13 protein-coding genes are annotated in these 13,233 nt (G+C 63.4%); 2 read left to right on the forward strand and 11 right to left on the reverse strand.

Annotated features, from left to right (window positions below; genetic code table 11):
• Positions 1-22: 22 nt before the first annotated feature.
• From DEM25_RS06925 to cuyA, 4 genes are read right to left on the reverse strand one after another with little or no spacing between them, the layout of a single operon-like run.
• Complete coding sequence (locus DEM25_RS06925) at positions 23-985, reverse strand: ABC transporter substrate-binding protein (RefSeq protein WP_109765686.1); 963 nt, start codon at positions 983-985, stop codon at positions 23-25.
• The gene (gene cuyB, locus DEM25_RS06930; protein WP_109765685.1) at positions 979-1,767 is read right to left on the reverse strand and encodes a cysteate racemase; all 789 of its coding nucleotides are present in this window, start codon (positions 1,765-1,767) and stop codon (positions 979-981) included. The genes DEM25_RS06925 and cuyB overlap by 7 nt, the downstream gene beginning before the upstream one ends.
• Positions 1,764-2,969, reverse strand: coding sequence for a DegT/DnrJ/EryC1/StrS family aminotransferase (locus DEM25_RS06935; protein WP_245412786.1), 1,206 nt, complete (start codon positions 2,967-2,969; stop codon positions 1,764-1,766). Before DEM25_RS06935 ends, cuyB begins: the two co-directional genes overlap by 4 nt.
• Positions 2,970-2,980: 11 nt before the next feature.
• Positions 2,981-4,006: a D-cysteate sulfo-lyase gene (gene cuyA / locus DEM25_RS06940; RefSeq protein ID WP_109765684.1), complete on the reverse strand. Its 1,026-nt coding sequence runs from the start codon at positions 4,004-4,006 to the stop codon at positions 2,981-2,983.
• A 112-nt stretch (positions 4,007-4,118) separates the two neighbouring features.
• Here cuyA and DEM25_RS06945 point away from each other — a divergent pair, with 112 nt between their 5' ends.
• Together DEM25_RS06945 and DEM25_RS06950 are read left to right on the forward strand one after the other, a co-directional pair.
• Positions 4,119-4,433 carry a LysR family transcriptional regulator gene (locus tag DEM25_RS06945; protein ID WP_120222654.1) on the forward strand — a complete coding sequence of 105 codons (315 nt, stop codon included), beginning with the start codon at positions 4,119-4,121 and terminating at the stop codon, positions 4,431-4,433.
• Complete coding sequence (locus tag DEM25_RS06950; RefSeq protein ID WP_120222655.1) at positions 4,408-4,953, forward strand: LysR substrate-binding domain-containing protein; 546 nt, start codon at positions 4,408-4,410, stop codon at positions 4,951-4,953. Before DEM25_RS06945 ends, DEM25_RS06950 begins: the two co-directional genes overlap by 26 nt.
• 265 nt (positions 4,954-5,218) lie before the next feature.
• Here DEM25_RS06950 and DEM25_RS06955 read toward each other — a convergent pair whose 3' ends face one another.
• From DEM25_RS06955 to DEM25_RS06985, 7 genes are all read right to left on the reverse strand, one after another.
• On the reverse strand, positions 5,219-6,124 hold the full coding sequence (locus DEM25_RS06955; protein WP_109765682.1) for a carbohydrate kinase family protein: 906 nt from the start codon (positions 6,122-6,124) through the stop codon (positions 5,219-5,221).
• 29 nt (positions 6,125-6,153) lie between these two features.
• A complete protein-coding gene (locus tag DEM25_RS06960; protein ID WP_109765681.1) occupies positions 6,154-7,398 on the reverse strand; it encodes a Gfo/Idh/MocA family protein in 1,245 nt (414 codons plus the stop codon).
• The gene (locus tag DEM25_RS06965) at positions 7,395-8,435 is read right to left on the reverse strand and encodes a LacI family DNA-binding transcriptional regulator (RefSeq protein WP_109765680.1); all 1,041 of its coding nucleotides are present in this window, start codon (positions 8,433-8,435) and stop codon (positions 7,395-7,397) included. The genes DEM25_RS06960 and DEM25_RS06965 overlap by 4 nt, the downstream gene beginning before the upstream one ends.
• Before the next feature lie 3 nt (positions 8,436-8,438).
• Positions 8,439-9,431, reverse strand: a complete 993-nt coding sequence (locus DEM25_RS06970) for an ABC transporter permease (RefSeq protein ID WP_109765679.1) — start codon at positions 9,429-9,431, stop codon at positions 8,439-8,441.
• The gene (locus DEM25_RS06975; RefSeq protein WP_109765678.1) at positions 9,428-10,420 is read right to left on the reverse strand and encodes an ABC transporter permease; all 993 of its coding nucleotides are present in this window, start codon (positions 10,418-10,420) and stop codon (positions 9,428-9,430) included. The genes DEM25_RS06970 and DEM25_RS06975 overlap by 4 nt, the downstream gene beginning before the upstream one ends.
• Positions 10,420-11,925, reverse strand: coding sequence for a sugar ABC transporter ATP-binding protein (locus tag DEM25_RS06980; protein WP_109765802.1), 1,506 nt, complete (start codon positions 11,923-11,925; stop codon positions 10,420-10,422). Before DEM25_RS06980 ends, DEM25_RS06975 begins: the two co-directional genes overlap by 1 nt.
• Before the next feature lie 70 nt (positions 11,926-11,995).
• On the reverse strand, positions 11,996-13,009 hold the full coding sequence (locus tag DEM25_RS06985) for an ABC transporter substrate-binding protein (RefSeq protein ID WP_109765677.1): 1,014 nt from the start codon (positions 13,007-13,009) through the stop codon (positions 11,996-11,998).
• Positions 13,010-13,233: the final 224 nt, after the last annotated feature.

Here is a 13,233-nt window from a genome sequence, read left to right on the forward strand (position 1 = left end):
CCGCGACAGTCCGGCGACAAGGTCAGTTCGTCAGCCAGCCGAGCACGATGTCTTCGTTCTCGGCCACCCAGTTCCTGGCGAACTCTTCCACGTCCACATCCTCGACGGACAGGGCATAGCCGGCCTGGCTGAGCACTTCCGGCGGCATCTGGTAGCTGTCGAGCATCGCGGCGACTTCAGGGAAGTCGTCGCGGATGGACGCCGCGTAGTGCAGATGAAGCGTTGCGCCCTTCCATGCGGTCGATGCCGACGACTTCTCCAGCCATTGCGGGTCGTCGGTCGGCTGGATGATGGTCCATGTGTCCGGATCGTGCGGCGGTTCGTCGAGATAGACAAGGTCGTAGGCGACAAAGATGAAGTGCGGCTCGTAGCAAAAGCCCATCCATGGCTCGTCAGCCGCTGCCGCTGCGCCCAGCTCACCCCATGCGACGGTGCCGTCATACTCCTTCAGCTCCATGGTCTGATCGTAGCCATAGGACTTGGCCCGGATCTTCTCGATGACCGTCGATGCCCAGCCCGGCGCACCGATCCACACTTCCGGCGTCCCGTTTCCGTCCTTGTCGAAGATCGCCATCTTGTCGGGATCGGTCAGGTCATTGATCGAGGTGATGCCGTAGGTGTCGGCGGTGTGCTGTGTCACGCACATGCCCTGTACCGCCTGAACCGGGTTCTCGTTCATCACGACGGTCTTGTTTTCGTTGACGAATTTGTTGTGGAGATTGGCCTGGTTGGGCAGCCACACCTCCGGATGCAGGTGCATCGAGCCGGCATCCATGGCTTCGAATATGATCGGGTTTGTGCCGCTTTGCAGCTCCACTTCCAGGCCGAAATTCTCTTCGATGACCACCTTGAGGATGTTGGAGGTCGCGTTGGCTGCCGGCCAGTTCGGCACACCAAGCACCAGATCGGCGGCCTGGGCCGCAGAAACGGAACTCATCGAGACGAGCGCCGTCGCGATCATCAGTCGGGATTTGCTGTTCAGCATGGCAGGTTTTCCTTTCCCAGATGGTCGGATTTTGGGGGCACGGAAGCTGCGCTCGACCCGCGCGCTGCTTCGCTGGATTGGGAGTCGCCGGTTGAGAACGCGACGCATGCATCGACGAGCACCTGGAGCGTGTCGAACAGCATCGCTTTGTTGCGCAAACGGTCGGCAATCAGTGAGAACTCGGTGCAACAGACCATCAGAACATCGGCGCCGCGCTCCACCAGGCGATCGGCTGAGACCTGCAAGGCGCCGATCGCGTCTGGCGTGACGCCGCGCTTCTTGACGCTGCGGATGATGTCAAGACGCGCGTCGGCGTCGTTGCCGTAGATCGGCGTCAGGCCAACCTGCGCGAAAGGACCCTCAAACACACGCGTGGCCTGCAAGGCGGGCGACCCCAGAACGCCAATGCGCGCGCCAGGCGCCGTTTGCTCTAGCGCCTTGCCCGATGCCAGCCGCACCATGTCGAGAAAGGGGATCGAAACCGCCTCGGCGATCACGGGCGCATAGTGATGTGCGGTGTTGCAGGGCATTGCCAGCGCATCGGCGCCGGCGCCCTCGAGATCCTTGGCCATCGCAGCCAACACCGGCCCCGGGGCTTCACCGCCGTCTTCGATCAGTGCCCTGATCCGCGACGGCACCTGCGTGTTGTTGTGCACGATCAGCGGGACATGGTCGCAATCGTCATTGGCGGGCACGGCGTCCAGCATCTTCTGCATGAACAGGATCGTGGCTTCCGGGCCCATGCCGCCCAGAACGCCGATTGTGGCTTTTCGGGATGTCATGCTGCCCCGTCCAACGAGATGTGGGCCAGCGTGTGGGCGATGATACCGGCAATATGCTCGCAATCGTCGAGCGTGAAGGTCAGCGGGATGCGCATGTCGAACAGGCCGGCAAGAACCCGGTCGGTTTGTTTCAGGTCTTGCGGTTCGATGTAGGTCCAGCTGTGATGGTTGGAGGTGAATCCGGTCGGGTCGGCATCGCCAAACCATTTCAGTTCGACACCCAGGACCTTGTTGGCGGCGATGAATTCCCTGGCAGAAGCCTCGTCGACCCAGGGAAGACGGAACTGGATCGAGCTGCCGACATAGGCTTCTGCCTGCGGGCGGTTCGGCAGGACCACACCGGGAATTGCGGAGAGGCGGGTTGCCAGAAGGTCGTACCGCGCGTTCCAGCGGCGGGTGTTCTCGTCAAGCGCGGCCAGTTGCGGCAGCAATATCGCGGCGCGCAGATTGTCCATGCGGCCGGACATGTTCGGCGTTTCAAGCCTGATGGCGTCGAATGCCTCCCTGGGGGGCGCTGCGCCATGGCGCTCATAATGCATGTACGAGCCCGACAGCATGATCGCGCGGGCCATGAATTCGGCATTGTCCGAGGTCAGCAGCCCGCCTTCACCGGAGTTGAGATGCTTGTAGGTCTGGGTCGAGAAGCACCCCGCCAGGCCGAAGCTGCCGCTGGGCCTGCCGTTCCAGCCGGCGCCCATCGTATGGGCGCAATCCTCGATGAGCACGATGCCGGCATCATCCAAAAGGGCGACGAGCGCGTCCATGTTGCACAGATGACCGCGCATGTTGGACAGCAGCAGAACCCTGGCGCCGGTCGATGCGATCTTGCGCCGCAGGTCTTCAAGATCGATGACAAGGTCTTCGGTAATGTCGACCAGAACGGGCCGGGCCGCGACGCCGGCGATCGCACCGGGCACCGGGGCCAGTGTGAATGCGTTGGTCAAAACCCGGTCTCCGGGCCCGACGCCGGCGGCCCGCAAAGCCAGCGACATCGCATAACCGCCCGACGCGCAGGCGAGGCAGTATCTGGCGCCCAGATAGTCCGCAAAGGCACGCTCGAGACGCGAAACGGAACTCTGTTCGCCTTCCGCGACATTGTACCGGTGAAGGCGACCGCCGCGAATCACGTCGATGGCGGCCGCCACCGCCGCTTCTGGCAGAGCCTCTTGCTGGGTAAAACTGCCGCGGAAGGGGTCCAACACCGTGCCTCCGCTCACTCGGCCGCCTGCATGACCGGCTTTTCGTAGCCGAATGCGTCGGTATAGCCGAACAGCGCGACCGCGCCGCCGGTGTGGAGGAAGACGATGTTCTGATCGTCGGCAAATTCGCCCTTGGCGACGAGGTCGATGAGGCCGGCCGCGCCCTTGCCGGAGTAGACCGGGTCCAGCAGGATCCCTTCCAGCCGCGCGAACATCTCTATGGCCTGCAGGCATTCGGGCGTCGGAATCCCATATCCTTGGCCGACATAGTCAGTGTTGGCGACAATGTCTTCGCGCGCGACCACGCCCGGACAGCCCAGCTTTTCGGCCGTTGCGACGGCCAGTTTGTAGACGTTTTCCTCCTGCTTCGGCTTCGGCGCCCGGACGCCGATGCCGAGAAGCGGAATGTTGGCGTTGATCGCCTTCAGCCCGACGATCAACCCGGCCTGGGTGCCTGCGCTGCCCGTTGCATGGACGATCCTGTCGATCTTCAAGCCCATGGAATTGGCCTGCTGGACCAGTTCCATGGCCGCATTGGAATAGCCCAAAGCGCCCGTCGCGTTCGACCCGCCCCCCGGGATCGTATAAACGTTGCGCCCGCTCGCGCGGAATCCGTCGGCGACCGCCTCCATCTCCGCGTTCATGTCGAGGCCGCCGGGCCGCTTCTCGGCCGTTGCCCCGTGCAGAAAATTCAGGAAGACGTTGCCATTGTTGTTGTAGTTCGGGTCCTTGGAGCCGGTCCGATCCTCCAGCAGGATGTGACAATCCATGCCCAGGCGCGCCGCAAACGCGGCGGTCTGGCGCGCGTGGTTGGATTGCGTGGCGCCTTGGGTAATCACCAGATCGGCACCCTGAGCCTGCGCTTCCGCCATCAGGAATTCGAGTTTTCGCGTCTTGTTGCCGCCGGTCGACATGCCGGTGCAATCGTCGCGCTTGATCCAGATACGTGGACCGCCAAGCGTCTCGGAGAGCCGATCCATGGGCTCAAGTGCGGTCGGCAAGTGTGCCAGATGCACCCGCGGAAAACGCGAAAAATGCATGAATGACATCTCCTATTTGGACTTTCGAAGGATGTTGACACGGTGTTTCCAGACATTCAAATGCATTTTTGAAGCCATAACATGCAAGAAATGCATATTGGAGTGAGTCAGCATGAGGATTGACTGGATCGACGACATCATTGCGCTGCTCGATACGGGATCGGTCGTGGAAGCGGCAGCGATGCGCAATGTTTCGCAATCGGCGTTTTCGCGACGAATCCAGACACTTGAGATATTGCTGGATGTCACACTGATCGACCGCCGGTCGAAGCCGAACCGGCCTGCGACCGCCTTGCGCAATCACGAGGAGCAATTGCGGCAGGCGGCGCGCCAGCAGCGCAGTCTGATCANCGCTCGGCCCACAGATCGTCAAGCTGATTTCCGGCCTCGGCAAGGCACATGTGCGTCTGCGGTCGGCCAACCTTGACGAATGCGAGGCCTTGCTGCTCACCGGCCAGGCCGATTTCTCGATTACCTACAGTCTCGACTCTGACAATTCCGACCACCGCGCCGCAATGACGATGGAGGCCTTCATCGCAAACGAAAGGCTCATCCCGGTTTACGGGACGCAGAGCGTCAAAGAGATGCTGTGGCGTTTTCACACCGGCAGTCTGGACGTGATCGCCTATCCCGCCGACGTGTTTCTGGGCATTGTCGTTGAACGCCAAATCTTCCCGCGCCTCGAACGTCAGTGCCGGCTCAACATCGTCGCGGAGACGGCGCTGACATTGGCCGCCATGCAGATGGCATCCGCCGGCGTCGGCGTCGCCTGGGTTCCGGAGGCTCTCGCGCAGGCCGATCTTCGAGACGAACGGCTGAGCGATCTCAGCGGCCAGCTCGGCGGCCTGGAGATGCAGATCGTCGCGCGCAAGCGCGCCGAGGACGCGCCGGACTTGCACGCCCGCATCTGGAACGCGCTTTCGCGCGCCGGCGCCGTCGTGCCGTAGACCGGGGAGACTTGCGGCGGCCTCGGTGCGTCGGAGCCCGGTGCCATCGCAATTCCCGCCAAAATCCGCTGTCCATCGGGTCGGCCAGCCGGAGGCCCAAATCCATGCCGGGGGTCGGCTGCCTTTCTGAGTCACCAAGGGGCGACCCAGGCCAGCAAGGACATGTCGCTCCAAGCGTTGGGGGATTACACAGCCGTTCGGCACGTCATGGTCGCAGCATAGACCAGCCTTTCATGAGACCGGTTCAGCCGCACGATGAAGTGCTCTAATCGCCATAGCGTCTCGGAGATGTCGAGATGGCCCGGCTCGCCGTACGAACGCCGCGTGCCAGCGCCGTCGCAACATCATCGCCATTGGCCAGCGCCGCGAGAAAAGCGGCATTGAACGTGTCGCCCGCGCCGACCGTATCGATGACTTCGACCTCGGGGGCTGTTGCTTCGCGGATCGCGCCGCGATGGTGCGCACGGGCGCCATCGGGGCCGCGCTTGAGGACGAGAAGGTGGTCGGCGCCGGCGCGTGCGACAATTTCTTCCGCGGCAGCTTCAACGCTTTGAGCATCGGCCAGTTGAACGACTTCGTCCTCGTTCAAAAGGCTGGCATCGGCCGTCGCGAGCCATTGCCGCATCATGGACCGGACGGCTTGGCTCCACCCGTCCGGCGGCCATCCGGGGTCGATTGCCACTTGCCATCCCAGCCCCTTGAGCGCGTCGATCAAGCCGGTCGTGTTCTGCATCAGGTCCGGCATCAGAAAGCCGCCGGCAATGATCGCCCAGGCATGCGAATGCGGTGCTTTGGTCAGCCGGCGCATGACCATGCGCGTGTCCGCGCGCATCAGATGTCCGGGCGTTGTGAAGAAGGCCCGATCGGCGTCGGCGTGGACTATGCCGACGGTCACCGTCGTCGCGCCCGGGCTGACAATCCAGTCGCAGGTTTCCTCGTCGAACGCGTCACGCAGCCACGCGCCGAAAACGTCATCGCCGGTGGCCGCGATCAAGCGGTGGCCGATTCCCATGCCGCCGAGGGCGAGGGCCGTGTTGCCGGCGGAACCGCCGGCCCGCATCTCGCTGTGATCGACGACGATCTCCGTTCCGAAGTCCGGCCAATCGTCGATCTTGCCGAGAACGAGATCGACGTTGACGTTGCCGATCACCAGGATGGACGCCGCCTTCATCGCGCACGAACGCCGCTGACGGCCATCGCTCAGTCGCCGGCCCGGGCGACCAGGGGGACATAATCCTCAAGGTCGCCGGCCGGGAAATGCACGGTTTGTCCAAGTTCCGCGGACCGGTAAAGGCCGATCAGGATCTCGACGACTGCAAGGCCGTCCTCGAATGTCTCGTCCGGCCGTTCGCCCTTGCGGAAACGCTCGACCATATGGCGATTTTCATCGGTGTAGCCGTAGATGCCGGCCTCGTCTTCCAGCACCGGCATCAGGCCCTGCTCGGCATTCTGCTTTTCGACCAGGTCCTCACCCTCCGCGCCGGTGACCGCGCGCGACATGAAGACCTTGAGACCGGTCGAAAGAGAGTTGAACTCCATGGAGTATTCCGGACCCAGGAGTTCGAGCTGGATGCGCAGACCGGCACCGACATAGGCCCAGGACGTTGTCGCCTCGATCATCAGTTCCAGGCCATCCTCGTCTTCAAGCAGGATGGTGGCGCGCGCGAAGTCCTCCGCAGGCCGGTTGCGGTAATCGACCGCTTCGCCATAGCGTTCGCGCAGTTGGTCGGCATAGGCCGGCCGCGTCCATTTGAGGTTGGCGACCGTGCCATTGACCCATTTGACGGTCAGCGACTTGCGCGGCGCATCGGGCTTGGTGAGCAGGTGACGGGCGACCTCGACGGAATGGCACATCATGTCCGACAGCACGCCGCCGCCCTGTTTGTCGCCCCTCCAGAACCAGGCTTCATGCGGACCGGCATGCTCTTCGGCGGCGCGCGCCAGGTACGGGCGCCCGGTGGTCGAGGCGGCCCGGCGCCAGACGATTTCCTTGCCGCGCAGCACCGCCGTCGAGAACACCTGGTTTTCCAGATAGCCGTGGTTGAGGCCGGCGTCCTCGGCAAGCCGCAGCATCTCGCGCGCGTCGGCAATGGTGCGGGCGAGCGGCTTTTCGCAGGCGACGGCAAAGACCTTGCTCCGCCCCGACGTCACTTCGGCGTGGATTATCCGCATGATGTCCAGGCGCGTGTTGTTGGGCGTCAAAATCCACACGGCGTCGATATCATCGGCTTGCAGCATCTTCTCGAGCGAGCCATGCGCGGTGCAGGTGCCCAGCTCCAGTTCCGTCACCAGATCGACAATGCGCTGGCGGTTTTCCGCCTTGCGGCTGTAGACGCCGGTGACTTCGACATTGCGGACACCAACCATCGAACGCAGATGAAACTGGGCAATGAAGCCGGTGCCAATCAGACCGATGCGCAGCTTCGATTTCGGCAGGTTGGTCATTGGTGTCTCCCTTGGTGTTGTGTTGTCAGGCTTTTTGGCGGTGCCGTGGTTCCGCGGACCTTGAGTTGGGTGGCGACGACCACCGGTTCATCGGGCACGGCAGCGCCAGACAGCCGGGACAAGAGGATTGTCATCGCCTGGCGACCGATATCGGCGCGCGGCTGGCTGACGGTTGTGAGGGGCGGTTGGAACGCGGCGCTCAGGAACAGGTCGTCGAAGCCGACCACGGACACATCATCCGGCACCGAAACACCCTGCCGGTTCAATTCACCGATGACACCGAACGCCATCTCGTCATTTGCGCAGAAGATCGCGGTCGGCAGCACGGGCAATGCGAGCAGGGCGCGACAGCATTGCACACCTGATTCGAGCAGGTAATCGCCCCGCTGCTCGAACCCCTCGCGGATGGCCAGCCCGGCCAGCTTCATGGCAGTGCGGTAGCCTTCCATGCGTCTTTGGCTCATCGGTTCCGGCAAAGGGCCGGTGATGTGCGCGATATTCTGGTGGCCCAGTTCGATCAGATGATTGACCGCAGAAAGCGCGGCAGCATGGTTGTCGATGACCACATGCGGATATCCCGAACCCTCGACCATTTCGAGCGCCACGACCACCGGCTCGTCGCCTGTCGCGCGTGTGTCGTTGGGCGCGGGCAGCTTGCCTGTCATCAGGATCATCCCGTCGGCGTGGCCATCGCCAAGCATGGCGAAATACTCGGTCTCGCGCACCGGATCGTCCTCGGTATTGCCCATAAGCACCGAGTAACCGGCCTCTCGCGCCGCCGCCTCGACCCCCTTGAAGACCTCGAGATAAAACGGGTTGCCCGCATCGCGGACGACCAGAAGTATCGCCATCGATCTTTGCGTGCGCAGATTTCGGGCACTGACATTGGGGCGGTAGTCGAGGGCGGCGGCGGTTTCTCGAATTCGCGACAGCGTCGGCTCGGCGACAAGCCCGGTTCCGGCCAGCGCACGCGACACCGTGGCCGGCGAGACGCCGACCATATCGGCGATGTCCTTGATCTTCGGACGTCCAGCCAACTTTCAGCCCCGCATGGCCCGGCCGCGGCCGTAGAACAGCATCAGCACCAGGAGCGTCGCACCGAAGACAATCTGGCGGCCGGCTTCGTCGATGTTGATCGTCGTCAGGATGGACTGCAGGATCACCAACAGAACGGCGCCGGCCATGGTTCCCGTGTAGCCGCCCTTGCCGCCCGACAGTGGCGTGCCGCCGAAGACCACGGCGATGATGGACGGCAGCATGTACTGCTCGCCGACATTGGCAAAGGACTGGCCCGAATAGCCGAGCAGGCAGATGCCGGCGATCGCCGCGAACATGCCCGACAAGATGAACAGGGACACGCGCATCAGGCGTACCGGCACCCCGGCCATCGCGGCCGCGTGCTCGTTGGAGCCGATGGCATAGATGCGGTGACCGAACACGGTCCGTCGCAGCAGAAAGGCCATGAACGCGCCGATGCCGATCCAGAGCCAGATGATGCCCGGCAGCCCCAGAAGAAAGGGCTGGGTGACAAAACCCGACAGGGCCGGCGCCGCATTGCCCGAGGGTATGCCCTGGCGGACGACGACCAAAAGTCCTTGCAGGACGCCAAGCATGCCCAGCGTCATCACCAGCGGCGGAATGCGCAGCAGTGTCACGCCGACGCCGTTAATGAGGCCGAACAGCCCGCCGATGGCGACACAGGCGAGTATCGCCGGCACGATGCCGGCATCGGCCCCGTTCATGATGTTGCCGGCGACGATCGCGCTGAGCGACACGACACCGCCGACCGACAGGTCGATGCCCTCGCGGCCACCAAGAATGACCAGGTTCTGCCCCGCAGCGACGATGCCGAGCAGGGCTGCAACGATGAGCAGACGGAGGATCTGTTCGCCCGACGCAAAGCCCGGCGACAGAAGTTCGCCGGCGACCAGCAGGGCGGCAATCAGCGCGAGCGCGACGATGATGGGCTGCCGCACGAGGCGCTCGGCGGAGAGAGCGGCGGTTCGTCCAATGCCGGGTTCGGCGGCGCTCATTGGCCGGCCCTCCGCGAGACGAGGATACCCACCGTCAAAGCGACCAGTATGGCCAGGCCCTGCACAAGGTTCTGCCATTCCGAGGGCGTGCCGACGAAGAAGACCAGCGAGTTGACCAGGCCGATGATCAGCGCACCGATCACCGATCCGGCAACCGAGCCGACACCGCCGGACAATGCCGTCCCGCCCAGCACGACGGCCGCGACGCTGTTCAGTGTCATCGCACCGCCGACCAGAGGGTCGCCGCTGGCCGTATCGCCGGTGATGCACAGTGCGGCCAGCGCCGCGAACACGCCGCACAGCGCATAGCCGCGAATGCGCGTCATGGTGACAGGCAAACCCGACTGGTAGGCCGATTGCTGGTTGTCGCCGACCGCCAGCAGCTGGGTGATGAGCCGCGTGCGTGCGATCACATAGAGGATCACCGCCACAGCGACCGCCAGGTAGATGACGAACGGCACATCGAAGAGCCGGCCGCCGTAGGTGCGCCAGTAGACGCTCGGCGCAGGGATGCCGGAGACCGGCATGATGTAGAGCGCGATGCCGGTAAAGATGATCGACGTGGCAAAGGTCGCAACGATCGGCTGCAGGCGCAGACCGGCGACTATGATGCCATTGAAGATGCCGCAGGCGAGGCCGATGCCGATGCCCGCGAAGCAGGCCACCAGAACCGACAGTGCCGAGCCGCCCATCAGCTGCATCAGAACGATGATGGACACATTGACCAGCGACAATATCGCGCCGACCGACAGATCGATGTCGGCGGCATAGACGACGTAGGTCTGCGCCACCGCCAGCAGCATCAAGGCCAGATAGGTGCTGACCAGTCCGGTCAGGGCGCCGAACGACAGGCTGTTGGGCTCGAACAGGCCGTTGAGCACCAAGAGCGCGATCAGGATGACAAACGCCGGCAGGAACGGAAAGCGCTCGAAAATGCGGCCGATCCCGGTGTGGGCGCCAGCGCCCGGTTGTGCAACGAGACCACTCATCAAGCGGCCTCGTAGGCGGCATGGTAAAGGTTGTACCGCGTCCGGTCCGCGCCGGTCAGTTCGCGTGCGATCGCGCCTCCGCTGAACACCAGGATGCGGTCGGCATTGGTGAGCAATTCACTGTCCTCGGACGAATAAAGGATGATCGCCATACCCTTTTCGGCGAGTTCGCGGATCAGCGCGAACAGTTCCGTCTTGGTCGCCAAATCGATGCCCTTTGTCGGATCGTCAAGCAGCAGCACCTGGGGCGGATCGGTCAACCAGCGCGCGATGACGATCTTCTGCTGGTTGCCTCCAGACAGAGAACTGATCGGGTGGGAAAGCGTCGCATACTTCGTCCGCAGCGCCTGTAACGCGGGCAGCACGGCCGCTCGCAAGCGACCGGGAAAAGCAAACGTCAGCCGGTTCCTGAGGAAATGCACCGGCGTGACATTTTCAAGGATCGGCCGGTCCGTGATGACACCGTCATGTCCGCGGTCGCCCGAGATATAGGCCATGCCCTGGCGGATGGCCGCGCGCGGCGCGGTGGCCGTGTAGGGTGTGCCGTTCAGCGTGATCGTACCCGCTTGCCGGCGGCTCGCGCCGAACAGGGCGCGCAAGACCGAAGACTGGCCCTGGCCGTGCAATCCGCCGAAGCCAACGATCTCGCCGGCTGCAACCGAAAAGCTGATTTCGGAAAACCCAGGGCCGGAGATATTCTGGACCGACAGGATTGTCTTGCCGGTCCGGCGGGTTCCTTCATCGTCGGCATTGCCCGTCGCGATGAGGGCCTCCTGACCGCCGACCATCGCGCGGATCACCATGTCATGGTCGGCATCGGAAAGCGCCATCGTCGTCACGGTCTCACCGTCGCGCATGATCGTCACCCGGTCGCCGATGGCGAAGATCTCGTCCATCCGGTGGGAGATGAAGATGATCGATCGCCCTTCGCCGCGCAGCTTGCGCAGCACATCGAAGAAGCGCTCGACCTGGGCGCTGTCAAGCGCCGAGGTGGGCTCATCGAAGATCAGGACCGGCGCCTCGGTTGCCAGTGTCTTCATGATCTCGACGAGCTGTCGCTGATCGGCGCGCAATTTGACGACGGGCGTGTCCGCGGCAAAGCCATCGCCCAGTACGTCGGCAAATGGCGCCATATATCGCTCCGCGGTCGCGCCGACTGCCGCATGGTCGACAAAGACACCGGCATTGGCCGGCAATCGCGCCAGGGAGATGTTCTCGGCCACGGTCCGATGCGCAGCCAGGCTCAGCTCCTGATAGAAGATGCCAATGCCCAGCTCGCGCGCCATCTGCGGGCCTGTGACGGTCACGGGCCGGCCATCGATAATCACCTCGCCGGCGTCGGGCCGCACGCTTCCGGAAATGATCTTGCACAGGGTGCTCTTGCCGGAACCGTTGGAGCCGATAAGCACGTGCACTTCGCCGCTCTCCAGCACCATGTCGCCGCGTTTGAGGGCAATGGTTGCGCCATAGGCCTTGCGCGCACCGCGAACCTGCAGTTTGGCCATTGTGTTGATCTCCCAGTGCACCGCCCGTCTGCGGGCCAGCACGAATGCGCCGGCCCCGACGTCCTTGCGCTTACTGGAACAGCGCTTCGGCTTCCTCGATGCTCAAGGAACTCGAATAGGAATAGTGGCCCGGCTGCCCGTCAAGTGCCGAGGCGGCCTCAGCGACATTGTTGCCATCGATGAACGGGATCGGCAGATACAGCGCGTTGCCGTACACGCCATCATCGGCCGGCTCCTTCAGTTCGCGCCCCTGCAGCATGAAGACCGCAACATTGAGCGCGCTGGCCATCACGCCGGGCGGGTTGACCGAAGCGCCCGACGTAAAGTCGTTTTCGACCCACAGATCGATGAAGTCCTTGCGGATTTCACCCGTGGCGGCGATTTCATCGACGCGATCGGCGTCCATGATCGACCGCCAGGCGCCGGCGGCCATGCCGTCCTGCACCCAGACGCCGTCAATATCGGGATAGGTGGCGAGAAGGTTCTGCATCGCCTGCTGACCCTGCGCCTGATCCCAGTTGGCGTTGACCTCATTGACGATCTCGATGCCGTCATATTCGCCGAAAACCTCCGTGTAGCCTTCAACGCGCATCTGGTTGGCCGGATGGCCGGCGACGCCGTTGATGGCGACCACCGTACCCTCACCGCCCAGCGTCTCGGCCAGCCATCGGGCGCTCGCCTCGGCCCAGCCCTTCTGATCGATGCCGACATAGATGGCGTCCTGGGAGGACACTTCGGCGTCGGTCGAGATCACCAGGATCCCGGCACTGGCGGCCTGCGCGAAGACCGGATCGAAAGCGGTCGGGCTGTTGGGGTTGATGATGATGGCATCGACGCCCTGACTGATGAAGTTGCGCACATGCGCGATCTGGCCGGGCACATCGACGTTCGAGCTTTGGACGACCACCTCGACATCGACGCCGCGCTCACCCCACGCCGCGGCGGCGGCCTGCGCTTCCTCGATCATCTGGGTGCGCCATTCCGAACCGACCCAGCCATTGGTCAGGCCGATGGTAAAGTCGTCCGCAAGCGTGGCACCGGTGGCTGCTGCCAGAACCGAGACCGTTGCGAGCGCCTTCTTCATGAAATGTGACATCACTTTCCTCCCTTGGTGACGGATTTGGGAAGTTAAACTGAGAATGAAATCGATTTCAACGAGATTCTGCACTTTGTCGGATTGCATTGTCCCGGTCCGAACGACTTGAGTTGCGCTGATATGGTTTGCGACGGCCGACATTGGCCGTTCCGTCGGTCGCGCAGATCGCTGTCTCGCACAATCCCTGCCCTTAGGACATGACGTCCCGGTCG

This window comes from Oceaniradius stylonematis (assembly GCF_003149475.2).
In the GTDB taxonomy this organism is placed as follows: domain Bacteria; phylum Pseudomonadota; class Alphaproteobacteria; order Rhizobiales; family Rhizobiaceae; genus Roseitalea; species Roseitalea stylonematis.